General features: G+C 62.4%; 18 protein-coding genes. 15 read left to right on the forward strand and 3 right to left on the reverse strand.

The features are described 5' to 3' along the window. The 10 genes from A3764_RS08605 to A3764_RS08650 form a co-directional block, all read left to right on the forward strand. On the forward strand, positions 1-456 hold a 456-nt coding region (locus A3764_RS08605; RefSeq protein WP_236628141.1), incomplete at its 5' end, for an enoyl-CoA hydratase-related protein. 87 nt (positions 457-543) lie between these two features. After that, entirely contained in the window at positions 544-2175 is a 1632-nt protein-coding gene (hisS, locus tag A3764_RS08610; RefSeq protein WP_067926263.1) for a histidine--tRNA ligase, read from the forward strand. Beyond that, on the forward strand, positions 2175-3254 hold the full coding sequence (locus A3764_RS08615) for an ATP phosphoribosyltransferase regulatory subunit (protein ID WP_067926260.1): 1080 nt from the start codon (positions 2175-2177) through the stop codon (positions 3252-3254). Before hisS ends, A3764_RS08615 begins: the two co-directional genes overlap by 1 nt. Further along, positions 3251-3940, forward strand: a complete 690-nt coding sequence (hisG, locus tag A3764_RS08620; RefSeq protein WP_067926257.1) for an ATP phosphoribosyltransferase — start codon at positions 3251-3253, stop codon at positions 3938-3940. Before A3764_RS08615 ends, hisG begins: the two co-directional genes overlap by 4 nt. Before the next feature lie 259 nt (positions 3941-4199). Then, the gene (locus A3764_RS08625) at positions 4200-4961 is read left to right on the forward strand and encodes an ABC transporter ATP-binding protein (RefSeq protein ID WP_067926254.1); all 762 of its coding nucleotides are present in this window, start codon (positions 4200-4202) and stop codon (positions 4959-4961) included. Positions 4962-4972: 11 nt separating this feature from the next. Beyond that, a complete protein-coding gene (locus A3764_RS08630) occupies positions 4973-5965 on the forward strand; it encodes a branched-chain amino acid ABC transporter permease (protein WP_236628142.1) in 993 nt (330 codons plus the stop codon). After that, complete coding sequence (locus tag A3764_RS08635) at positions 5962-7032, forward strand: branched-chain amino acid ABC transporter permease (protein ID WP_067926247.1); 1071 nt, start codon at positions 5962-5964, stop codon at positions 7030-7032. The genes A3764_RS08630 and A3764_RS08635 overlap by 4 nt, the downstream gene beginning before the upstream one ends. 46 nt (positions 7033-7078) lie before the next feature. Beyond that, the gene (locus A3764_RS08640) at positions 7079-8287 is read left to right on the forward strand and encodes an ABC transporter substrate-binding protein (RefSeq protein WP_067926243.1); all 1209 of its coding nucleotides are present in this window, start codon (positions 7079-7081) and stop codon (positions 8285-8287) included. A gap of 72 nt (positions 8288-8359) precedes the next feature. After that, complete coding sequence (locus A3764_RS08645; RefSeq protein ID WP_082850878.1) at positions 8360-9157, forward strand: ABC transporter ATP-binding protein; 798 nt, start codon at positions 8360-8362, stop codon at positions 9155-9157. A 9-nt stretch (positions 9158-9166) separates the two neighbouring features. Further along, the gene (locus A3764_RS08650; protein ID WP_067926235.1) at positions 9167-10984 is read left to right on the forward strand and encodes an AMP-dependent synthetase/ligase; all 1818 of its coding nucleotides are present in this window, start codon (positions 9167-9169) and stop codon (positions 10982-10984) included. A gap of 123 nt (positions 10985-11107) precedes the next feature. Here the strand turns inward: A3764_RS08650 and A3764_RS08655 are convergent, their stop codons facing one another. Next, positions 11108-11539: a DUF1489 family protein gene (locus tag A3764_RS08655; protein ID WP_067926232.1), complete on the reverse strand. Its 432-nt coding sequence runs from the start codon at positions 11537-11539 to the stop codon at positions 11108-11110. 130 nt (positions 11540-11669) lie between these two features. Here A3764_RS08655 and A3764_RS08660 point away from each other — a divergent pair, with 130 nt between their 5' ends. Then, positions 11670-14228 (forward strand): adenosylcobalamin-dependent ribonucleoside-diphosphate reductase, encoded by a 2559-nt coding sequence (locus tag A3764_RS08660; protein WP_067926228.1) that lies wholly within the window; start codon positions 11670-11672, stop codon positions 14226-14228. A gap of 155 nt (positions 14229-14383) precedes the next feature. Further along, positions 14384-14851, forward strand: a complete 468-nt coding sequence (locus A3764_RS08665) for a hypothetical protein (protein ID WP_067926225.1) — start codon at positions 14384-14386, stop codon at positions 14849-14851. Between the two features lie 101 nt (positions 14852-14952). On the opposite strand, the gene A3764_RS08670 is transcribed toward A3764_RS08665, so the two are convergent. Then, positions 14953-16854 (reverse strand): propionyl-CoA synthetase, encoded by a 1902-nt coding sequence (locus A3764_RS08670; protein ID WP_067926222.1) that lies wholly within the window; start codon positions 16852-16854, stop codon positions 14953-14955. 257 nt (positions 16855-17111) lie between these two features. Between A3764_RS08670 and A3764_RS08675 the strand changes: the two genes are divergently transcribed. After that, positions 17112-17888, forward strand: coding sequence for a MipA/OmpV family protein (locus tag A3764_RS08675; protein WP_067926218.1), 777 nt, complete (start codon positions 17112-17114; stop codon positions 17886-17888). Between the two features lie 520 nt (positions 17889-18408). On the opposite strand, the gene A3764_RS08680 is transcribed toward A3764_RS08675, so the two are convergent. Next, the gene (locus A3764_RS08680; protein ID WP_067926211.1) at positions 18409-20682 is read right to left on the reverse strand and encodes an NADP-dependent malic enzyme; all 2274 of its coding nucleotides are present in this window, start codon (positions 20680-20682) and stop codon (positions 18409-18411) included. A gap of 121 nt (positions 20683-20803) precedes the next feature. Here A3764_RS08680 and A3764_RS08685 point away from each other — a divergent pair, with 121 nt between their 5' ends. Beyond that, positions 20804-21205, forward strand: coding sequence for a cytidine deaminase (locus tag A3764_RS08685; protein WP_067926207.1), 402 nt, complete (start codon positions 20804-20806; stop codon positions 21203-21205). Then, a partial coding sequence (locus A3764_RS08690) for a thymidine phosphorylase (RefSeq protein WP_082865913.1) occupies positions 21202-22026 on the forward strand: 825 nt, incomplete at its 3' end. The genes A3764_RS08685 and A3764_RS08690, both read left to right, overlap by 4 nt.

The following is a 22026-nucleotide window of genomic DNA, read 5'->3' on the forward strand; positions in this document are numbered from 1 at the left end:
GTGGCGGGCGGTTTGGAACTGGCCCTGTGGTGCGACATGCGCGTGGTCGCCAAGGACGCTGTCATGGGGGTCTATTGCCGGCGGTGGGGGGTGCCGCTGGTGGATGGGGGCACGGTGCGCCTGCCCCGGATCGTCGGGCAAGGCAGGGCGAACGACCTAATCCTTACCGGTCGCCCGGTGCCCGCGCAGGAAGCCTATCAGATGGGACTGGCCGACAGGATGGTGGCGCAGGGCGCCGCGCTTGACGAAGCCTTGACGCTGGCGGAAAGCCTCACCCGGTTTCCGCAGGGCTGCATGCGCGCCGATCACCTTTCGGCCCGGCTGGCGCCTGCCGAACTGGCGAGCGCCCTGCGGCGGGAGTGGGCCTCTGCCGCGATGTTCCATTCCGAAGGCCGCGAGGGGGCCGCACGCTTTGCGGCGGGTAAGGGACGCGGCGGGGACTTCGGCCTCATCTGAAGCGCATCCCGCGCCCCGCCCGTCGCTTGCCCTTGCGGCGGGGCTGGGATAGACGCGGGCGCAATCGCCGCAGCAGGATCATATGCCATGGCCAAGACGAAAAAGAGCCCGCGCCCGAAGGCCGAAACGCCGAAAGGCTTCCGGGATTATTTCGGTGTCGAGGTCACGCGCCGCACCGAAATGCTGGCCAGGATCGCGGCGGTCTATCACCGCTATGGCTTCGACGCGCTGGAAAGCTCCGGCGTGGAAACGGTGGAGGCTCTGGGCAAGTTCCTGCCCGATGTCGACCGGCCCAACGAAGGCGTCTTCGCGTGGCAGGAAGATGCCGAAAGCGACAAGCCCGGCGACTGGCTGGCGCTGCGCTATGACCTGACAGCCCCGCTCGCTCGCGTCTATGCCCAGCACCGCAACGATCTGCCCACCCCCTACCGCCGCTATGCGATGGGGCCGGTCTGGCGCAATGAAAAGCCCGGCCCGGGGCGGTTCCGCCAGTTCTACCAGTGCGATGCCGATACCGTCGGCGCATCCTCCGTCGCGGCGGATGCGGAGATCTGCGCCATGTTGGCCGACTGCCTCGAAGAAGTCGGTATCGCCCGGGGCGATTACGTGGTGCGGATCAACAACCGCAAAGTGCTGAACGGGGTGCTTGAGGTTGCTGGCCTTTCCGGCGACGACAAGGAAGCCGAACGCGGCATTGTTTTGCGCGCGATCGACAAGCTCGACCGGCTGGGGCCGGATGGCGTGCGCGCCTTGCTGGGCGAGGGCCGCAAGGACGACAGCGGTGATTTCACCAAGGGTGCGGGACTGAGCGAGGAACAGATAGTTCTGGTGATGGGATTTGTTTCGGCGAATGACGAAGTTCTAGCTCAGATTGAGCATCTCAATCAAAGTAGCGCTAACTATTCTGAAGACCCCATCGCACTTGATTTTTCTAACGAGTTACGGCGAGTTTTCAGCGAGGCAGATAGATCGGGTACGGCTCCGAGCGAATTAAGGAACAAACTTACAATTTCGTACCTAAGGCGTTTGGTAAGCGATTCAGTTATGGGCCTAGAGGGCGTGCATGAGCTAGGCCTCATCGCAGACCTACTTAGTGCGCAAGAGTATTTCGCGGACCGCATCGTGATCGACCCCTCGGTCGTTCGGGGCCTCGGCTATTACACCGGTCCCGTCTACGAGGCGGAACTGACGTTCGAGATCGAGGACGAAAAAGGCCGCAAGCGCAATTTCGGCTCCGTCGCCGGGGGCGGGCGGTACGACGATCTGGTCAAGCGTTTCACCGGGCAGGAAGTGCCGGCGACCGGCGTTTCCATCGGGGTGGACAGATTGCTCGCCGCGCTGGAGGCGAAGGGGCGGCTGGATGCGACCCACGAGGGACCGGTCGTCGTCACGGTGATGGATCGTGACCGGATGGCGGATTACCAGTCCATGGTGGCCGAACTGCGCTCCGCCGGGATCCGCGCCGAGGTCTACCTCGGCAATCCGAAGAACTTCGGCAACCAGTTGAAATACGCCGACCGCCGGAACAGCCCTGTTGCCGTGATCGAAGGGGGCGACGAAAAGGACCGGGGCGTGGTCCAGATCAAGGATCTCATCCTTGGTGCGAAACTGGCGCAGGATGCGACGTTGGAGGAGTGGAAAGACCGGCCCAGCCAGTACGAGGTGCCGCGAGATGAGCTTGTGTCGAAGGTACGCGAGATACTGGATTTGCACCGCTGATGCCGACACGCTTTGAGACCCTTGCAAAGGCTGCGGAACTGCGCGCGCTGTTCGAGGCGCATGGCGCCGTCGCGGTGGAGCCGCCCATTCTGCAGCCCGCTGACACGCTGCTCGATCTTTATGGCGAGGACATCCGCGCGCGCGCCTATGTCACCAGTGATGCGCTGCGTGGCGAGCAGATGCTCCGGCCCGATTTCACCGTTCCCGTGGTGCAGATGCATATGGCCCACGGGGCCGAACCCGCGCGCTACACCTATGCCGGAGAGGTCTTTCGCCGGCAGGAGCATGACCCGGCCCGCGCCAACGAATATGTCCAGGTCGGATTCGAGATCTTTGACCGCGCCGATCCCGCCGCAGCGGACGCAGAGGTTTTCGCGACCATCGCCGCGGCGATGCAGGGCGTCCCGGCCAAACCCGTGACCGGGGATATCGGTGTGTTGATGGCAGCCGTCGCGGGGTTGCGGACAACCCAGCGGCGCAAGGATGCGCTGATGCGGCACATCTGGCGCCCGCGCCGGTTCCGCACCCTGCTGGACCGTTTCGCGGGCCGCAGCGATGTACCGCCCACCCGCACCGCTTTGCTCGCGGGAGAGGTGGAAATGGAAGCGCCACTTCTGGGCCTGCGTACCCGTGACGAGATCGAGGCCCGGATCGCGGCATTGGCCGAAGACGCGGCCGCGCCACCCTTGGCCGAAGGGCAGGTCGACCTGATCGAGACCTTGCTCGACGTGCGCGAAACCATGCCAAACGCGCTCAGCCGGTTACATGATCTTGCCGTCGATCTGCCCGAGATCGCGCCCGCCGTGGCCCGTATCGGTGCCCGCGCCGAGGCGTTGGAAGCACAGGGGATCGATACCGCCCAGCTGCCGTTCGAGGCGAGTTATGGGCGGACGTCGATGGAATACTACGATGGTTTCGTCTTCGGCTTCCGTGCTGTGGGGCGGCCTGAACTGCCCTCCATCGCCAGTGGCGGACGCTATGATGCACTGACCCGCCGCCTTGGATCGGGCGGTGAAATTCCCGCCGTGGGCGGGGTTCTGCGCCCCGGTCTCATGCTCGAACTGGAGAGCGCGCCATGACGCTCAAGCTTGGGGTCCCGTCCAAGGGCCGCCTGATGGAAAAGACGTTCGACTGGTTCGGCGCGCGGGGTGTGACGCTGCAGCGTTCGGGATCGGACCGTGAATATGCCGGTGCGGTGGATGGTGTGGAAGGCGTGCAGTTGATGCTGCTTTCTGCCGGAGAGATCCCGCGTGAGCTTGCCGCCGGTCGCCTGCATCTGGGCGTGACAGGCACCGACCTCGTGCAGGAGAAACTGGCGCTCTGGGGACAACTCGTCGAGCCTCTGGAGGAGCTTGGATTCGGTCATGCCGATCTGATCCTCGCCGTTCCCCAGGCCTGGATCGACGTCGATACGCTCGACGATCTGGATGCTGCGGCTGCTATGTTTCGGGCCCATCACGGTTTCCGCATGCGGATCGCCACCAAGTATCACCGGCTGGTGCGGGAATTCCTGCGGCAGGCCGGCGTGGCGGATTACGCGCTTGTGGACAGTCAGGGTGCGACGGAAGGTACCGTGAAGAACGAAACAGCCGAAGCCATCGCCGATATCACCTCGAGCGGGGAGACTTTGCGGGCCAATCACCTCAAGGTGTTGGCGGACGGGCTGATCCTGCAATCGCAGGCCACGCTCTGGCGGAGCAGGACCGCCCCGATGGAGGACAGTGAGCGCGATACGCTGCGTGCGCTGATGCGCTTGATTACGTGACGTTCCGTAAGGCCGATGCGGCCCCGTTCGCCATCAATCTCATAACCCGCTGAAATTATTTATAGTCACTACCGCTTTCCCTCCATCGACCGGTTCCTTCCGTATCGATGGCGCTTGCACGCGCTTCGGCCCGCGATAGGGTGGTGCCGCAAACCGGAAGATGGATCACCCGCCGGGCGGGGAAGATGGCCATTGCCCGGAGCAGCGCCAAGCGGGCAGAAGACCCGCAGCAAGGGCGCGAAGGCTTGGGGAGGTCCGATTGCTCAGGGTCGAAGATCTGCATCTGTCGTTCGGCGGCATCAAAGCGCTGCAGGGCGTGAATTTCGAAGCGCGTGAGGGCGAGATCACCGGCGTGATCGGCCCGAACGGCGCGGGCAAGACATCGCTCTTTAATGCGATTTCCGGGTTCTATACACCGGACCGGGGGCGGGTGTTCTTCGACGGGGACGACATCACCGCCCTCAGCCCGGACAAGAGGGCCGGCCTGGGGCTGGCGCGGACCTTCCAGAACATCGCGCTTTTTCGCGGGATGACAGTGCTCGACAATATCAAGCTGGGCGGGCACACGCGGCTCAATACCGGCGTCTGGCAGGCCCTGCGGTATTTCGGCGCCGCCCAGCGGGAAGAATTGGAACTGCGCCGCGAAATTGAGGAGCGGGTGATCGATTTTCTCGAGATCGACCACATCCGCAAGTATCCGATCACCATGCTGTCCTACGGATTGCAGAAGCGTGTGGAGCTGGGCCGCGCCCTGGCCATGCGTCCGCGCGTTTTGCTGCTGGATGAACCCGTGGCGGGGATGAACCGCGAGGAAACAGCCGACATGGCGCGTTTCATCCTCGATGTGCAGGAACAGTTCGGCACGACTATTCTGCTGGTGGAGCATGACATGCACATGGTGATGGACATCTGCAGTCATATCGTCGTGCTCAACTTCGGCCAGCAGATCGCGGCAGGATCGCCCGCCGAGGTCAGCCGCGATCCGACGGTTATTGAAGCATATCTGGGGGCGGCGGCCTGATGGGACAGTTCATGCAATTCGCCATCAACGGTTTGATGAGCGGTGCGATCTACGCGCTGATCGCCGTCGGCATCGTGTCGGTCTACAAGGCGACGAAAGTCGTCAACTTCGCGCATGGCTACCTCATCATGTTCGGGGCCTATTTCTATTTCACCTTCGCCGTCATCGTCCCGAACCAGCCCTGGGCGCCTGAGTGGCTGGCAAGCTGGAACCCGGAATGGATGGTCGAGATGCGCGAGGGGTTGCCGATGTTCTCGCCCATGGGGGCGATCCTAGACTGGGCGGCCAACGTGCCGCGCATCCTGCTGGGGCTGGCGGGGGCGCTTGTCTGCAATGCCATCGTGGGCCGCATTATCGAGCGCGTGCTGATGCGCCCGCTGATGGGACAGAGCGTGTTCGCGATGATCATGGTGACCGTGGGGCTCATCTCGATCATGTCCGGGTCCGCGCAGCTCATCTGGACGGCTGATGCCGCCAACGTGCCCTATATCGCGCCCAACACGCCGATCCGATTTGAACTCTTCGGGTCGATGATCTTCCTCTTCGGCACCGATCTGGTGAACATGATCATCGCGCTGGTGCTGTTCGCGGCCATCGTGGCCTTCGTGCGCTTCACCAAGGGCGGTATCGCCATCCGCGCGACCGCCGAAGACCAGTCCACCGCCTATTCGATGGGCATCTCGGTCCCCAAGGTCTTCAGCCGCGCATGGGTATTGGCGAGCACGACCGGCGCCATCGCAGGCGCGATCCTTGCCACTCGGAACGGCATTTCCCCCAGTCTCGGTCTTTTCGGATTCAGCGTGCTGGCGATCGTGTTGATGGGCGGGCTCGACAGCTACGTGGGCGTTTTCATCGCCGCGATGACGGTGGGCGTGCTCGAAGCGATGACGCAATGGAAGATGGGCGGCAACTGGGCCGAGATCGTTCCTTACGTCGCCGTGCTGGTCGTGTTGATCTGGCGTCCGCACGGGCTGCTGGGCCAGAAGGAAGTTGAACGGATATGATCAACGCCAACCTCAAGTCGTCCTATGCCGCCGACGAACGCGTGCTGGACAACCGCTACAAGCAGGGCTTCGTCTACGGATCGATCCTGCTGCTTGCGCTCTTTACGCTTTTCGGGAGCGACTATGCCATTCTGATCGGCAGCCAGATGGGCATCCTGCTCATCGCGGTGGTGGGGATCAACGTACTGACAGGCTATACCGGGCTGGTGTCGCTGGGGCACGGGGCCTTCGTGGCGATCGGTGCCTATGCGGTGACGATCTTCAACAATGTCGCCACGGGGATTATCCCGGCAGGGATCATGCCGTTCCTGTCGCTGCCTTTTGCCGTCTTTCTTGCCGCCGCGGTCGGCGTGCTGGTGGGGCTGCCTTCACTGCGGGTGAAGGGGCTTTACCTTGCCGTGGCGACGCTGGCGGCGAACTTCATCGTCATCTTCCTGATCGAGGAGGAATTGTTCGCACCCTGGACGGGCGGGATGGTGGGGCTTACCACCAATGCGCCCAACTTCTTCGGATGGGTGCTGGACACCAAACGCGAGATGTTCGGCCTGATCGCGGTGCTTGGGGTGCTGGCGCTTCTGGCGGCACAAAACCTCATGCGGACGCGCGTGGGCCGCGCCTTCATCGCGATCCGCGACCGTGATTATTCCGCCGAGATCCTCGGTATCTCGCTTTTGCGCTACAAACTGACGAGCTTCGCGATCTCCGCTGCCTATTGCGGCCTTGCCGGGGCGTTGTTTGCATATTTCTACGCGCGCATCCTGCCCGAACAATTTGAACTCGCGCTGTCGCTTCAACTCGTCGCGGCGCTGATCGTCGGGGGGTTGGGGCGCACCATGGGCCCGGTTTTCGGTGTTATCGTGATCGTGCTGGTGCCCGAGTTGATCAAGATCACCTTCGGGGCCGTCACCGGCGATGCCGCCGGAATGGCGCAACTGCGCGCGCCCTTGCAGGAAATCGCTTTCGGCGCATTGCTCGTTCTGTTTCTGCTGAAGGAGCCGCTGGGCATCAATCAGATCGTGGATCGCATCCTGCGCGCGGCGAACCGCTGGCCCTTCGCGCGCGGGTGATACCGGAATACCAAGATAAACGACCAAACCAGACAGGGAGACCAACATGACACTCAGCAGACGTTCGTTTCTAGCCACATCCGCCGCGGCGACCGCCGTTATGGGAACGCCCATGATCCTGCGCGCCCAGCCCAAGGAATATGTCGTGGCTTCTTCGCTGCCGCTTACCGGCCCCTTCGCCACGGCAGGTCAGCTCGTTTCACCGGCCATGAAGATGTTCGAGGCGCTGGTGAATGAGGACGGCGGCATCGGCGGCGTGCCCATCCGTACAGTGATCGAGGATTCAGGCTATGTGCCCGCGACGGCGCTTGCGAATTACCAGCGCGCCTTGGCGACGGAGCCGAACATGGTGCTCTATTACGGTGACAGCACCGGCTTCATGAAACTGGTGGCGCCCGAACTGAAGGGCAAGAATGCGACGTTGATGGGCTCCACCTCATTCGCCTCCGACCTCGCGAACCCGGCGGAGAACCCGTACCAGTATCTGCCGGGCCCCTCTTATGAGGATCAGGTCGACATCCTGCTGCAAAACATCAAGAACGCGGGTGGCACCAACGTCGCCTTCATCTTCTCCAACACCGAGTTTGGGCGCGACCCTATCGAACACGGTCGCAAGAAAGCAGAGAAGCTTGGCCTCGAAGTCGTGCTGGAAGAGACGACCAAGGCGCAGGGGGCGGATATCCCGACCCATGTGACCAAGCTCGCCCAGTCGGGTGCGGAACATTGCATCCTGCAGGGCTATGTCACCGGGGTCTGGCCGCAGCTTATCGGCGGCGCGCGCCAGTTCGGTCTGCCCACGCAGTTCTACGGCACGTTCTGGGGCATGGAGAAACTGATAGCGGATCGGGTAACGGCAGAGGCGGGCCCCTTCCTCGACGGCTATTCCGGGGTGATGCCCTACCGCTATTCCTACGATGCCGAAGAGGCGCCGATCTATCAGCGCTATGCGGCTTTCCAGAAGTCCGCTTTCGCGGGCACGCCGTTGGAAAACTACATGCCGACCTGGGGTCTGCAATCGCTGATTTCGATGAACCTCGGGGTCGAGGCGCTGCGCCGGGTGGCCGGGAAGGGCGAGGAACTGACCGCGGAGCGGGCGGCAGAGGAACTGGCTGGCATCACCGACTACGATACCGGCGGCTTCTTCGGCGGACCTGTAAGCATGAAGAACAACAAGATCGGCACCGGGCGGGTCTATACCTACGAAGCGGCGAGCGGCCTGTTCCAGCCCACGTCGGACTGGTTCACCGTCGAGTGACACGAAGCGGGCCGGGGGGTACCTCCGGCCCGTCGACCATTCCCATGCCTTGCCGAAACGAGGATCGCCCGCGTGCTGACCATCGAGAACATCGAAGTCACCTATCACCATACGGTACAGGCCCTGCGCGGCCTGTCGCTGGAGGTGCCGGACGGCAAGATCGTGACCCTGTTGGGCACGAACGGCGCGGGCAAGACGACGACGCTGAAAGCCGCGAGCAACCTGCTGGCGCTGGAAAACGGCGAAGTGGGCGAGGGGCGCATCTCGTTCAAGGGCAAATCCATCCTGTCGATCCAGCCGGACCGGCTCGTGCAGCAGGGGCTTTTTCATGTCCGCGAGGGGCGACGTATCTTTTCGGAGATGACGGTGGAAGACAACCTGATCGCCGCTTCCTATGCGCTGGACCAACGCAAGGCGAAGCCCGATTACGACAAGGTCTATGCTTTCTTCCCGCGCCTGCAGGAACGCCGCCGCCAGATCGCGGGCTACCTTTCGGGCGGGGAACAGCAGATGCTGGCCTTCGGGCGGGCAATGATCGCACGGCCCGAACTGATCCTGATGGACGAACCATCGCTGGGGCTCGCCCCCAAGATCGTCGAGGAGATCTTCGATACGATCCGCCGCCTGAACGAAGAGGACGGAACGAGCATATTGTTGGTCGAACAGAACGCGGGCGTCGCCTTTTCGGTGGCCGATTACGGTTACATCATGGAAAGCGGCCAGATCGTGCTGGAGGGTGACGTTTCGACCCTGCGCAACGACAAGGACATCCAGTCGTTCTACCTTGGGGTTTCCGACGATGGCAGTGAAGCGCGGCAATCCTTCCGCGACGTGAAACACTACAAGCGCCGCAAGCGCTGGCTGAGCTAGGAAAAGCACATGGCATTCGACGAAAGGCCCGGTGGATTTCGGCCCCTCGTGCAAATGGTCCACGATCACGCTGCCGAACATGGCGCGGCGGTGGCAATGCGCCAGAAGGAATTCGGCATCTGGCATGAGATCAACTGGGCCGATCTGCGCGACATCATGGAAGCGGTGGGCGCGGGCCTGATGGCGCTGGGCCTGGCGCCCGGTGGCCACGTTGGCATCCTGTCAGAAAACCGCAGCGAATGGGTGCAGGCGCAGTTCGGGATCAACGCCGCCGCGGGCGTGGTGGTGGGCATGTATCCCACCAGCCCCGCCGCGGAGCTGGATCACCTGATCAATGCCTCCGACACCACGATCCTGTTCATCGAGGATCAGGAGCAGCTCGACAAGATCAAGGATCTCGACGGGAAGGTGCCCGCGCTGACGCAACTCATCGTTTTCGATCCCAAGGGGTGCCTAGGGGATGAAACGCTTGGCCTCATCAGTTTCGAACGCCTGCTGGAACTGGGGCGGGCGCAGCTGTCGGAACTGGCCGGGGACCTCGCGGCGCGACAGGCAGGGATCACATCTGACGACACGGCGATGATGGTCTTTACCTCCGGTTCCACGGGGCTGCCGAAGGCGGCAGAGATCTCCTTTGGCAATATTCACGCGGGCGGGGCGATCGCCCGGGCGACTTTTGGGCATTTTCCAGCCGGTACAGACGTCCTCAGCTATCTTCCCCTGTGTCATATCGCGGAACAGGCGGTCACGGTGATCAACGGGCTCAGCCAGCAGTTCGTGATGAACTTCGGCGAGAGCTTGCGGACCATTACACTGGACCTTCGCGAAGTCGCGCCGCAGATCTTCTTTGGCGTACCCCGCATCTGGGAAAAGATGCAAGCCGGTGTGCTGGTACAGGCACAGACGGCAGGGCCTTTGCGCCGCCCACTGACGCTCGCGGCACTCAGGGGCGCCCAGCGCCGCGGCGCGATACGCCGCGACCGGTGGACCCTGCGCGACCGGTTGGCGCACAGCTTCTGGGATGCGCTTATTTACCGTCATATTCGCAGCTACCTGGGCCTCGGCCGCACCCGTTTCGCCATTACGGCGGCCGCTCCGATCAGTGCCGACCTTCTCGGCTTTCTGCGCGGGATCGGGATCAATATCCGTGAAGCCTGGGGGATGTCCGAGACATCGGGGGTGGGAACCATCCAGTCGGACTGGGGAGCCTGCGACGGTCGGATCGGCTTTCCCGTGGAAGGCGTCGAGACAAGATTGGCCGAAGATGGCGAGGTACTGTTCAAGGGCCCCACGATCTTCAAAGGTTACTACAAGAACCCGAAGGCGACCGCCGAAGCTATTCAGGATGGATGGCTGCACACCGGGGACGTGGGACGGATCGAGCCAGACGGGTCATTGTCGCTTGTGGACCGGAAGAAAGACATCATGATCAACGCCGCCGGCAAGAACCTGTCGCCCGCGCATATCGAGAACGTCATCAAGGCCAGCCCCTTTATCAAAGAGGTGATCGTCGTGGCCGACAAGCGCCCCTATGTCGCGGCACTTTTACAGCTCGATATGGACAACGTGCGCCTCTGGGCGGAGGGCCAGGGTATCGCCTATACGACCTTCCGTTCGCTGGCGGAGAATCCGCAGGTTCAGTCATTGATCGAAGGCGAGGTGCAAAAGCGCAATGACGATCTGGCACGGGTCGAGCAGGTCAAGAAAATCTGGCTGCTGCGCAAGGAGCTGGATCACGATGACGGCGAAGTTACCGCGACGATGAAGGTCAGGCGCGCGAAAATATTCGAAATCTATGCCGAGGAAATAGAAGCCCTTTACCGGTGAACGGAGCTTTCGGTAGGAACGGTGGATTTGAGTATTTGGAAAAGGGTGAAGGGAGCGGTCTGCCCTCCTTCACCCTTTCATAAATACTCAAGCACCCCGGATGCAGCGCTTCCCGCCGTCTGATCAGAGAACGCCGATTTCCGCCAAGGCTCGGTCGAGATCGCGGGGCAAGGCGGGTTCGTCCTCCCGCCCGTGGCGTAGGTCGGGGGGCGCATCGACGGGCGACAGGTAGCGCCAGCCTTGGAAGGGACGCCGCAGAACCGGAGAGACGCGGCGAATATCGGCATCCAGAACGATACCGCAGCGGCGGATCCCGTCATTGCCTATTTTCTCGTCGAAACCGAGGATGCGTTGGCGGCACAGGATCTCGCCCTTTATCACCCAATAGATCGAACCGCCGGCGAGGATCTCCGCTTCGCGTTTGGGCCACATCCGGGTGACATGGTAATATTTACCTTCGGATCGCTGGCCGGAGCGGTTGGTCTGCCAGTCGATGAGCGATTCCACGCTATCACTGCCAACGCTGAGCTTGATGAGGTTCATATATGGATTCATGGGGCCTTCCGGGGGCATGGGTGAAACCTACGATATAAGGTAGCCGGGCGCAGAGTTCGATCAAGGTGTGGTGGACTGGCGTCTTGGATTGGGTTATCTTGGTCGCCTTCCCCAAGCTGCAGGAATCGCCATGACCCGTTTCTCCACCCCCATTGCCGAACAGATCTGGGACATGAAATACCGGTTCAAGGACGCCGACGGAACCCCGCGCGATGTCACGGTGGAGGATACATGGCGCCGTATCGCCACCGATCTGGCGCAGGTCGAGGAGGACAAGGCGCTCTGGACGGAGCGTTTTTACGATGCTTTGCAGGACTTCAAATACCTGCCTGCGGGCCGCATCACGGCGGGGGCCGGCACGGCGCGGCGCGTCACATTGTTCAACTGCTTCGTCATGGGCACCGTTCCGGACAGCATGGCGGGCATTTTCGATATGCTGAAGGAGGCGGCCCTGACCATGCAGCAGGGCGGCGGCATCGGCTACGATTTCTCGACGATCCGGCCCCGGGGGGCGGATGTGCTGGGTGTCTCGGCGGATGCATCGGGGCCGCTCAGTTTCATGGACGTCTGGGATGCCATGTGCCGTACCATCATGTCCGCCGGATCGCGGCGGGGTGCGATGATGGCGACCATGCGCTGCGATCATCCCGATGTGGAAGATTTCATTTCTGCCAAGTCGGACCCGGCCCGGCTGCGCATGTTCAACATGTCGGTTCTGATCACCGATGCCTTCATGGAGGCGGTGAAAGCCGATGCGTCATGGGACCTTGTTTTCGGCGACAAGGTCTATCGCACCGTGGAGGCGCGCGACCTGTGGAACCGGATCATGCAGGCGACCTATGATTTCGCCGAGCCGGGTGTCATCTTCATCGACCGGATCAATGCGGCCAACAACCTGTCCTACTGCGAGACGATTGCCGCGACGAACCCCTGCGGCGAACAGCCGCTGCCGCCCTACGGGGCCTGCCTTCTCGGGTCGATCAACCTCGCGCGGTTGGTGACGGACCCGTTCGACGCAGGCGCGGCGCTCGATCAGGATGCGTTGAACGAGCTGGTGGCGACAGCGGTGCGCATGATGGACAACGTGGTGGACGTGTCCCAGTTTCCGTTGGAGGCGCAGGCGCGCGAAGCGCAGGCCAAGCGGCGGATCGGGCTTGGGGTCACCGGGCTTGCGGACGCGCTTTTGATGATGGGGCTGCGCTATGGGTCCGATGAGGCGGCGGCGCAGACCGAAGAATGGCTGCACGCCATTGCCCGCGCCGCCTACCTTGCATCAGTGGAACTTGCGAAGGAAAAGGGCGCCTTTCCCCTTTTCGATGCCGAGGCCTATCTGGCGTCGGGCACGATGCAGGGGATGGACGAGGACGTGCGCGAAGCCGTGCGGACCCATGGCATTCGTAATGCGCTCCTTACTTCCATCGCGCCCACGGGGACGATCAGCCTTTATGCGGGCAATGTCTCTTCGGGGATCGAGCCGGTCTTTGCCTATGCCTACACCCGCAAGGTGCTTCAGAAGGATGGCAGCCGCACCGAGGAGGAGGTGGTGGATTACGCCGTGCAGATGTGGCGCGACCTGAAGGGGGATGCGGACCTGCCCGATTACTTCGTCAATGCGCAGACGCTGGCGCCGCTCGATCACGTCAAGATGCAGGCGGCGGCGCAGAAATGGGTGGATTCGAGCATTTCAAAGACGATCAACTGCCCCGAGGATATCAGCTTCGAGGCGTTCAAGGACGTCTATATGGAAGCGTGGGATTCCGGCTGCAAGGGCTGCACGACCTACCGCCCGAACGACGTGACCGGCAGCGTGTTGAGCGTGGCGGAGGAGAAGCCGAAGTTTGACCTTCGTCATAACTTGAAAGTGCTAATGGAAGAAAAAAAGGTGAACGCGAAGAGTTTGGCGGGGAAGGCGGGCCTTAACTACACTGGGGTATATGATATTCTGAGTGGAAAAATTGGGTCACCGAAAGTCTCTACCCTTCAAAGTATCGCGCGAGCTCTCGGCGTTCCAGTTGGTCAGCTAATTGGCGGCGATACGCCCGGCGCAGCCGGGCAGGCCCCGACCGCCCCCATGGGCGGGGCCTTCGACCCCGCCCGCAGTCAGGGCCAGCCCTTGGGCAGTGGCACGCCAGAGGTTGTGGAAGACGCCAACGCAGGCGATGTCATCTACATGTCCGAACCGCTGGACCGGCCGAACGAGTTGGAGGGTAACACCTACAAGGTCAAATGGCCTGACAGCGAACATGCGCTCTATATCACCATCAACGACATTGTCCTGAACGGCCACCGTCGCCCCTTCGAGGTCTTTATCAACTCGAAAAACATGGAACATTTCGCATGGACCGTGGCGCTCACCCGGATGATCTCCGCCGTGTTCCGGCGTGGCGGTGACGTGTCCTTCGTGGTGGAAGAGCTGAAGGCCGTCTTCGACCCGCGTGGCGGTGCCTGGATGGGGGGCAAATACATCCCCTCGATCCTCGCGGCCATCGGCGGGGTGATCGAACGGCATATGATCGCCACGGGCTTTATCGCGGGCGAGGGCATGGGGCTCAAGACCGACCCGCAAGCCAAGGTCGTCGGTCTGGATGCGCCCCGTGGAAAGACCTGCCCCTCTTGCGGTCAGTTCGATCTGCGCATGGTCGAGGGATGTATGACCTGCGGAAGTTGCGGCCACAGCAAATGCGGGTAATGTGGACAATAAAACCATTAAATCACAACTGTTTACCACCCCAATACAATGCGCTGATATGTACGCGAAAGGCCCGGGCGGCGACATGAAGATGCCTTAGTTCGAGGCTTCTTCTACGGTTCATTCCGAGTAACCAAATTGAAATAGGTGAACCAATGAATCCGATTTCTCCACTCTTTGGAGGAGGCGCCCCCCGGGCGTATTCTCCGCCCCCGGGCAAGTCCGAAGCCCAGGGTCAGAACAAGGACAAAGCATCAGCCGAGACCAAGTCAGGCACCAACACTGCAGAGCCGTCCCGCAGCGAAGGCGCCGCGGCCGCCAGTGCCGCTCCGGAAAGCAAGCAGGTATCGCAGTCGCGTGCTGTTCAGGCCACCGGCGCCGCTCAGGCGAGTACATCTGTCGAGCGCACGCTGGTAAAGCCCGAGCAGGCGGTCACAGATGAATCCTTTGCCCGGGTTGCCGCGGAGCGGCAGCAGCAGGCGGCGAAGGCTCGACTGCTGATCGATCAGATCTCCGGTGTGAGCAAGGCGTCGCAGGGGGCCAATTCCTACAAGGCGACCCTGATGGCCGACCAAAACGCGGATGCCGCCGTCAGCCCGAAGGCTGAGACCAAGGCCGCTTGATCCGGGCCACATCATTGAAAAAGGCGGCGAGCGGTTTCAGATCGCTCGTCGCCTTTTTTCGTGAGGAAGGCCGGGTGGTGGCGGTGGCCTCCCGCCACGTGTCAGGAAGCTGCTTTCTTTCCTAGCCCCACTTCGCCCAAAGCCACGCTGATCTCGTCCAGAATGGCGGGATCGTCGATTGTGGCGGGCAGTTTGAAGTCTTCGCCGTCGGCGAGCTTTACCATGGTCGCCCGCAGGATCTTGCCCGAGCGGGTCTTGGGCAGACGGTCCACCACGACTGCCTTTTTGAAGGCGGCAACGGGGCCGATCTGATCCCGGACCCTCTGGACGCATTCGGCCACGATCTCTTCGTGGGGGCGGTCCACGCCCTTGCTGAGACACAGAAAACCGACCGGCGTCTGCCCCTTTAGCGGATCGGACGCGCCGATAACGGCACATTCGGCCACGTCGGGGTGGCCCGCCAGCACCTCTTCCATCGCGCCTGTGGACAGGCGGTGGCCGGCCACGTTGATGACGTCATCGGTGCGGGCCATGATGTAGATATAGCCGTCTTCGTCGATCATCCCGGCATCGCCTGTCTCGTAATATCCGGGAAAGGTGGCGAGGTAGGATTTGTGGAACCGTTCCGGCGCGTTCCACAGCGTCGGCAGGGTGCCCGGGGGAAGCGGCAGGCGCACCGCGATTGCGCCAAGCTGTCCCCGGGGCTTTTCCTGGCCCGCCTCGTCCAACACACGGATGTCGTACCCCGGCATTGCCACGGTGGGTGAGCCGATCTTAACCGGCAGTCTTTCAAGGCCAGCGGGATTGGCCACCATTGGCCAGCCGCTTTCGGTCTGCCACCAGTGATCGTAGACCGGCACGCCCAGAACGTCCTGCGCCCAGAGGATCGTATCTGGATCGGCCCGTTCCCCCGCAAGGTAGAGCGCGCGCAGGCGCGACAGGTCGTATTTCTTGCGTTCCTCGCCCGTGGGATCGTCCCGTTTCACGGCCCGGATCGCCGTGGGCGCGGTGAAGAAGCTGCGCACGTCATGTTCTTCGATGATGCGCCAGAAGGTGCCGGCATCCGGTGTGCCGATGGGTTTGCCTTCGAAGACGACGGTCGTGTTCCCGTGTACCAGCGGCGCATAACAGATGTAGGAATGCCCCACGACCCAGCCTACGTCCGACGCCGCCCAGAAGACCTCTCCCGGTTCGACGTCATAGACGTTCTTCATGCTCCAGTAGAGCGCGACCAGATGGCCCGCCGTATGGCGCACCACGCCCTTGGGCGCGCCGGTAGTGCCGGAGGTGTAGAGGATATAGGCGGGGTGGTTGCCCTCCACCGGGACGCAGTCCGCCGGGGCCACGCCTTCGCGCGCTTCGTACCAGTCCAGATCCCGGCCCTCGGTCAGGGTGCAGGGCTGCTGTTCGCGCTGAAGGATGACGCAGAAGTCGGGCTTGTGGGTGGCCAGTTCGATGGCCCCGTCGATCAGCGGTTTGTAGGCGACGACGCGCCCGGGCTCCAACCCGCAGGAGGCGGCGAGGATCGCCTTGGGCTTGCAGTCGTTGATACGCACCGACAGTTCATTTGCCGCGAAACCGCCGAAGACGACGGAATGGACGGCGCCGATGCGGGCGCAGGCCAGCATCGCTTCGATCGCCTCGGGGATCATGGGCATATAGATCACCACGCGGTCGCCCTTTGCCAGGCCCTGTGCTTTCAGCACCCCGGCCAGCGCCGCGATACGGTCGCGCATCTCGCGGAAGGTGACGTGCGATTTGGTTCCGGTGATGGGGCTGTCGTGGATGATGGCCACCTGATCCGCGCGCCCGTTTTCCACATGGCGGTCGATCGTGTTGTAACAGCCGTTCAGCTTGGCATCGGCGTACCATTCGTAGGTATCATTGCCGCGATCGAACAGGGCCTGCTTTGGCGGTTCGACCCAGTCGATGTCTTCCGCCAGTTCCAGCCAGAAGCTTTCCGGGTCGTCCTGCCAGCGTTCATAGGTTTCGCGATAGCCCATCACAGCCTCCTCCTCAATTCGGGTGACAAAGGGGTAGGCGAGCCTTGGGCGCGGGGCAAGTCCGCGCTGTCCTGCATAGGGGTAAGAGATGCGGTCTTTTCAAGAAAAACCGTGGACTTCATGTGTCACCCCGGAGAGGATAGCGGCCAAATCCGCGGTTTTTGCTGTCCGTCTTCTGAAGATGGGTTAGATGCCACAAAGACCGCGTCCGCTGCCATGGACGCGGAGCTGCCTGTTCCTGCTAGGAGTCGTTATCGATGCGCCTTTCCACAATTTTTTCTGCTTCCTGTGCCGTGGCCATCGCCGCGCTGACGGCTCTGCCGGCCGCCGCGCAGGAACGCTCTCTCAACTTCGCCATTCGCGGCGGGGTCGCTGCCGCGCCGGCATATCCGGGTTCGGACGACTACGAAGCCGCCCCCGATCTGGGTTTCACCTTCGGCGCGCTTCGGTTCGACCGGCTGAGCCTCGGGACCGGCATCGGTGTCATTCCTGACAATGGCTTCGGCGTGCGCGGCGCGTTTCGCTACATCGGTGAGCGGGACGATGCGGATTATCCGGTGCTGTCCGGTTTGAACGATGTCGATGCGACATTGGAACTGGGGCTGGGTCTTATCTATCGCCAGACCAACTATCAGGCCTTTGTCGACGTCCGGAAGGGCTTCGGTGGGCATGACGGCGTTACCGGCACCGTCGGAACCGACGCGATTTTCCGTCCCGATAACCGCTGGACGATCTTTGCTGGCCCCCGTCTGCATCTGGGCGACAGCGAATATTCTTCAACCTACTTCGGGGTGACGCCGGCGGAAGCGGCGGCTTCCAGCTTTTCGGCCTTCGATGCTGATGGCGGTGTTCTGGGTGCGGGCTTCGACGTGCAGGCCATCTACCGGATCAGCGACGACTGGGCGGCCGAAGGTCTAGTGAGCTATGAAAAGCTGGTGGAGGACGCCGGGGACAGCCCGATCACCGCTGTCGGGTCGGAAGACCAGTGGCGGGTGCGAATCGGTCTGAGCCGGGCATTCACCCTTCGCTTCTGATCCCGGGTCCGCGGGACCGCGACCCACAGAACACCCAAGAGGCGCAGGCGGTTCCGCCTGCGTTTTTCGTTTTCGGAAAGGGCCGTGTAGCGGGGCAAAAAACTGCCCGCCCCGGGAGCTCAATGCGCGGCGCTTGGCCGAAAATCCGCGTTTGCGACATCGCTGTCGAAAAGGGGAAGACGTCGGGGCGGCTGCGGTGACAACATGGTATCAGAGCCGGCATGGTGTCGGTTCGACCTGCAAACGAGAGTATGCGTCATGGCAACTTCGCCAAAACCCCAGACCAAGAAGAACCCCTCCAAGCCCGGCGACAAGCCGCAGCAGAAGTAAGGTTCTGTTCTCATCGGAATGCCGTCGCCCCTCTTTGGGGCGACGCGCCGGACGTATCCATAATCAACGTCCAGAGACTTGGCGGGAACCTGATCGAATTTCTTGATCACTCTTCGATAGGCCCCAATCCGTTTCATCAGATCGCGCCGTTGCCATCCCGGCACGGCGCGATTTTTTTTACCTCAGGCGTTCAACCGTATTCAGCCACCGGCGTGCCCGCGATGGCGCTCATGTTCAGAAGGCCGCGGGCGGTGATGGCGGGGGATACGATATGGGCGCGGTTACCCATGCCCATGAGAATCGGGCCGACCTCAAGCCCGCCGCCCTTCATCTTCAGAATATTCCGGACGCCCGACGCCGCATCCGCATGGGCAAAGATCAGCACGTTGGCAGGCCCCGACATGCGGTTACCCGGCAGAAGTCGCTCGCGCAGATCCGGATCCAGCGCGGTATCGATGTTCATCTCCCCCTCGTAGGAGAAGCCGGGCGACATTTCGTCGAGCAGCCTGATCGCCGCCCTAAGACGTTTGCCCGACCCTTCCCCCTGATTTCCGAACTGGCTTTGCGAGCAGAAGGCGACCTTTGGCTCGATCCCGAAGCGGCGCACATGTCGCGCAGCTCCGATGGCGATTTCCGCCAGTTGCTGCGGATCGGGATGCAGGTGCACCTGCGTGTCGGCGATGAAAAGCGGGCCGTCTTCGAGGATCATCATCGACAGGGCGCCATGGGCACGCCGCCCGTCCCGGCCAAGCACCTGCTCCACGTAGTTGAGATGCCACCGGGTTTCACCGAAAGTGCCGCAGATCAGGCAATCGGCCTCTTCCCGATGGACCATCACCGCGCCGATGGCGGTCGTATTCGTCCGCATCACCGCGCGGGCGATGTCGGGGGAAACGCCACGGCGGCACATGAGACCGTGGTAGGTTTCCCAGTAGTCGCGGTAGCGAGGGTCATTCTCCGGGTTCACGAGGTCGACATCCATGCCCAGCCGGATCGTCAACCCCGCGCGCTCAATCCGCCGCTCGATCACCTCGGGGCGGCCGATCACGATCGGGCGCTCCGTCGTTTCCTCCAGCATGGCCTGTGCGCAGCGCAGCACGCGTTCGTCCTCACCTTCGGCGAAGACGATGCGGCGGGGGGCGGATCGCGCGGATTGGAAGACCGGGCGCATCAGCAGAGCCGATTTGAACACCGAACTTTCGAGCCTGTCGCGGTAGGCCTCCATGTCCTCAATGGGCCGGGTCGCCACGCCCGTTGCCATCGCGGCTTCGGCCACAGCGGAAGAAACGATGCCGATCAGTCGCGGATCGAATGGTTTCGGAATGAGGTAATCGGGCCCGAATGTCAGCTGCTCGCCCTGATAGGCGGCAGCCGCTTCGGCAGAGGTTGTGGCCCGCGCCAGCGCCGCGATACCTTCGATACAGGCAATCTTCATCTCGTCGTTGATCATGGTGGCACCAACATCCAGCGCGCCGCGGAAGATGAAGGGAAAGCACAGGACGTTGTTGACCTGATTGGGAAAATCAGAACGACCCGTCGCAATAATGGCGTCAGGCGACACGGCCCGGGCCAGGTCCGGCATGATTTCAGGGTTCGGGTTGGCCAGCGCGAAGATGATCGGTTTTTCGGCCATCTGCTGGACCATCTCGGGCGTCAGGACGTTCGGGCCCGAAAGGCCCAGGAACAAGTCCGCTCCGGGGATGACATCCGCGAGAGTCCGCAGGTCGCTTTCCTGGGCGAATTCGGACTTGATGGGGTTCATGTCCTCCGTCCGGCCTTCGTAGACAAGCCCGTGAATATCGCAGAGCCAGACATTTTCGCGTTTCACACCCAGCTTCAGCAACATGTTGAGACAGGCGATCCCTGCAGCACCGCCCCCGGTGGAAACGATCTTGATGTCCTCGAACTTCTTGCCCGCCACGTGGAGCGCGTTGGTCGCGGCCGCGCCCACGACGATGGCGGTGCCATGCTGATCGTCGTGAAAGACGGGGATGTTCATCCGCTCGCGGCAAATACGTTCAACGGTAAAACAATCGGGTGCCTTGATGTCTTCGAGGTTCACGGCACCAAAGGACGGCTCCAGCGCGCAGACGATATCGGCCAGCTTTTCGGGGTCGGATTGATCGACTTCTATATCGAAACAATCGATGCCGGCGAATTTCTTGAACAGGACCGCCTTGCCCTCCATCACCGGCTTTGAAGCGAGCGCCCCGATGTTGCCCAGCCCAAGCACGGCGGTGCCATTCGTGACCACGGCTACAAGGTTACCCCGCGCGGTGAAGCGGGCGGCATTGGCCGGGTCCTTGCCGATTTCGATGCAGGCTTCGGCGACGCCGGGCGAATAGGCCCGGCTCAGATCCCGCCCGTTGGCCAGCGGTTTTGTCGCGCGCACCTCAAGCTTGCCGGGTTTTGGGAACTCATGATAATCAAGCGCGGCCTGGCGCGCATTGGGGGTGTCGGACATGCGGGTTCGCTCCTGCTGAGAATAGTTCAGTGTTAAACTATTCCTGAAGGAGGTCCAAGTTCACAGTTTCACGTCGCACCCGGCCCGGGGTTTTTCTATAACCGGAAAAAAGGAAGCCGAGATGTCAGAAGATTTACGATCCGCCGCATGCGAGGTGCGAGAGAATGCCCATGCACCCTATTCCGGCTTCAAGGTCGGCGCGGCGGTTCGCACGGTTTCGGGCCGTATTTTCGGGGGTTGCAACGTGGAAAACGTCGCCTATCCGGAGGGGACCTGCGCCGAAGCGGGTGCCATCGCCGCCATGGTGGCCGCGGGTGAAACCGAGCTGAGCGAGGTCTACGTGGTGTCGGGCGGCGAAAAACCGGTGTCGCCCTGCGGGGGCTGTCGGCAGAAATTGGCCGAATTCGGAAAGGGCGATGTGCCTGTCACCATGGCAACCATGGCAGGCGCCGAAGAACGAACGACCCTCGGCTCTCTTCTGCCCGGCGCCTTCGGGCGCGATCACATGGCGGAACAGGGATGAGTGCGCGCGCCATCCTGTCCCGCTTGCGGCACGGGCATCCCCTGTCCGAAGAGGATATTGCGTGGATTGCGCGCGGGTTAGCTGATGGCGGTCTGAGCGACGCACAGGCCGGGGCTTTTGCCATGGGGGTTTGCCGTAACGGGCTGGGCGACGCGGGGCGTGTGGCACTTACGCTGGCGATGCGCGACAGCGGGCGCGTTCTTGACTGGCATCTCGATGGCCCGGTGCTCGACAAACATTCCACCGGGGGTGTGGGCGATTGCGTGTCGCTGGTTCTGGCTCCCGCACTTGCGGCCTGCGGTGCCTATGTCCCGATGATCTCGGGCCGGGGGCTGGGGCATACGGGCGGCACATTAGACAAGCTTGAAGCCATCCCGGGGGTCGATGTTCAGTTGGATGAGGCGCGATTCCGGGCCATCGTGGCGGATACGGGGTGCGCGATCGTGAGTGCCACGTCCGATATTGCCCCAGCGGACCGGCGGCTTTACGCGGTGCGGGATGTCACGTCGACGGTCGATTCACTCGACCTCATTACCGCCTCGATCCTCAGCAAGAAGCTGGCGGCGGGGCTCGACGGGCTGGTACTGGACGTAAAGGTCGGCAGCGGCGCCTTCATGAAAACGCAGGACGATGCCCGGCACCTCGCCCGCGCGCTCAGCGATACGGCGAATGCTGCCGGATGCCCCACGACGGCGGTTATCAGCGACATGAGCCAGCCCTTGGCAAGCAGCCTCGGCAATGCGCTCGAAATCGCTGCCGTGATGGAGGTGTTGACCGGTGCGGCCGAAGGGCGGCTGCTGGAGCTTTCCGCCGAGCTGGGC

Source organism: Sulfitobacter sp. HI0129 (genome assembly GCF_001635395.1).
Lineage (GTDB): Bacteria > Pseudomonadota > Alphaproteobacteria > Rhodobacterales > Rhodobacteraceae > Sulfitobacter.

What these genes read in the sequence shown, in the direction of transcription:
- hisS (WP_067926263.1), top strand. Translation starts at nt 544, where the DNA reads ATGGCCAAGACGAAAAAGAGCCCGCGCCCGAAGGCCGAAACGCCGAAA.
- A3764_RS08615 (WP_067926260.1), top strand. Translation starts at nt 2,175, where the DNA reads ATGCCGACACGCTTTGAGACCCTTGCAAAGGCTGCGGAACTGCGCGCG.
- hisG (WP_067926257.1), top strand. Translation starts at nt 3,251, where the DNA reads ATGACGCTCAAGCTTGGGGTCCCGTCCAAGGGCCGCCTGATGGAAAAG.
- A3764_RS08630 (WP_236628142.1), top strand. Translation starts at nt 4,973, where the DNA reads ATGCAATTCGCCATCAACGGTTTGATGAGCGGTGCGATCTACGCGCTG.
- A3764_RS08635 (WP_067926247.1), top strand. Translation starts at nt 5,962, where the DNA reads ATGATCAACGCCAACCTCAAGTCGTCCTATGCCGCCGACGAACGCGTG.
- A3764_RS08640 (WP_067926243.1), top strand. Translation starts at nt 7,079, where the DNA reads ATGACACTCAGCAGACGTTCGTTTCTAGCCACATCCGCCGCGGCGACC.
- A3764_RS08650 (WP_067926235.1), top strand. Translation starts at nt 9,167, where the DNA reads ATGGCATTCGACGAAAGGCCCGGTGGATTTCGGCCCCTCGTGCAAATG.
- A3764_RS08655 (WP_067926232.1), bottom strand. Translation starts at nt 11,539, where the DNA reads ATGAATCCATATATGAACCTCATCAAGCTCAGCGTTGGCAGTGATAGC.
- A3764_RS08660 (WP_067926228.1), top strand. Translation starts at nt 11,670, where the DNA reads ATGACCCGTTTCTCCACCCCCATTGCCGAACAGATCTGGGACATGAAA.
- A3764_RS08665 (WP_067926225.1), top strand. Translation starts at nt 14,384, where the DNA reads ATGAATCCGATTTCTCCACTCTTTGGAGGAGGCGCCCCCCGGGCGTAT.
- A3764_RS08670 (WP_067926222.1), bottom strand. Translation starts at nt 16,854, where the DNA reads ATGGGCTATCGCGAAACCTATGAACGCTGGCAGGACGACCCGGAAAGC.
- A3764_RS08675 (WP_067926218.1), top strand. Translation starts at nt 17,112, where the DNA reads ATGCGCCTTTCCACAATTTTTTCTGCTTCCTGTGCCGTGGCCATCGCC.
- A3764_RS08680 (WP_067926211.1), bottom strand. Translation starts at nt 20,682, where the DNA reads ATGTCCGACACCCCCAATGCGCGCCAGGCCGCGCTTGATTATCATGAG.
- A3764_RS08685 (WP_067926207.1), top strand. Translation starts at nt 20,804, where the DNA reads ATGTCAGAAGATTTACGATCCGCCGCATGCGAGGTGCGAGAGAATGCC.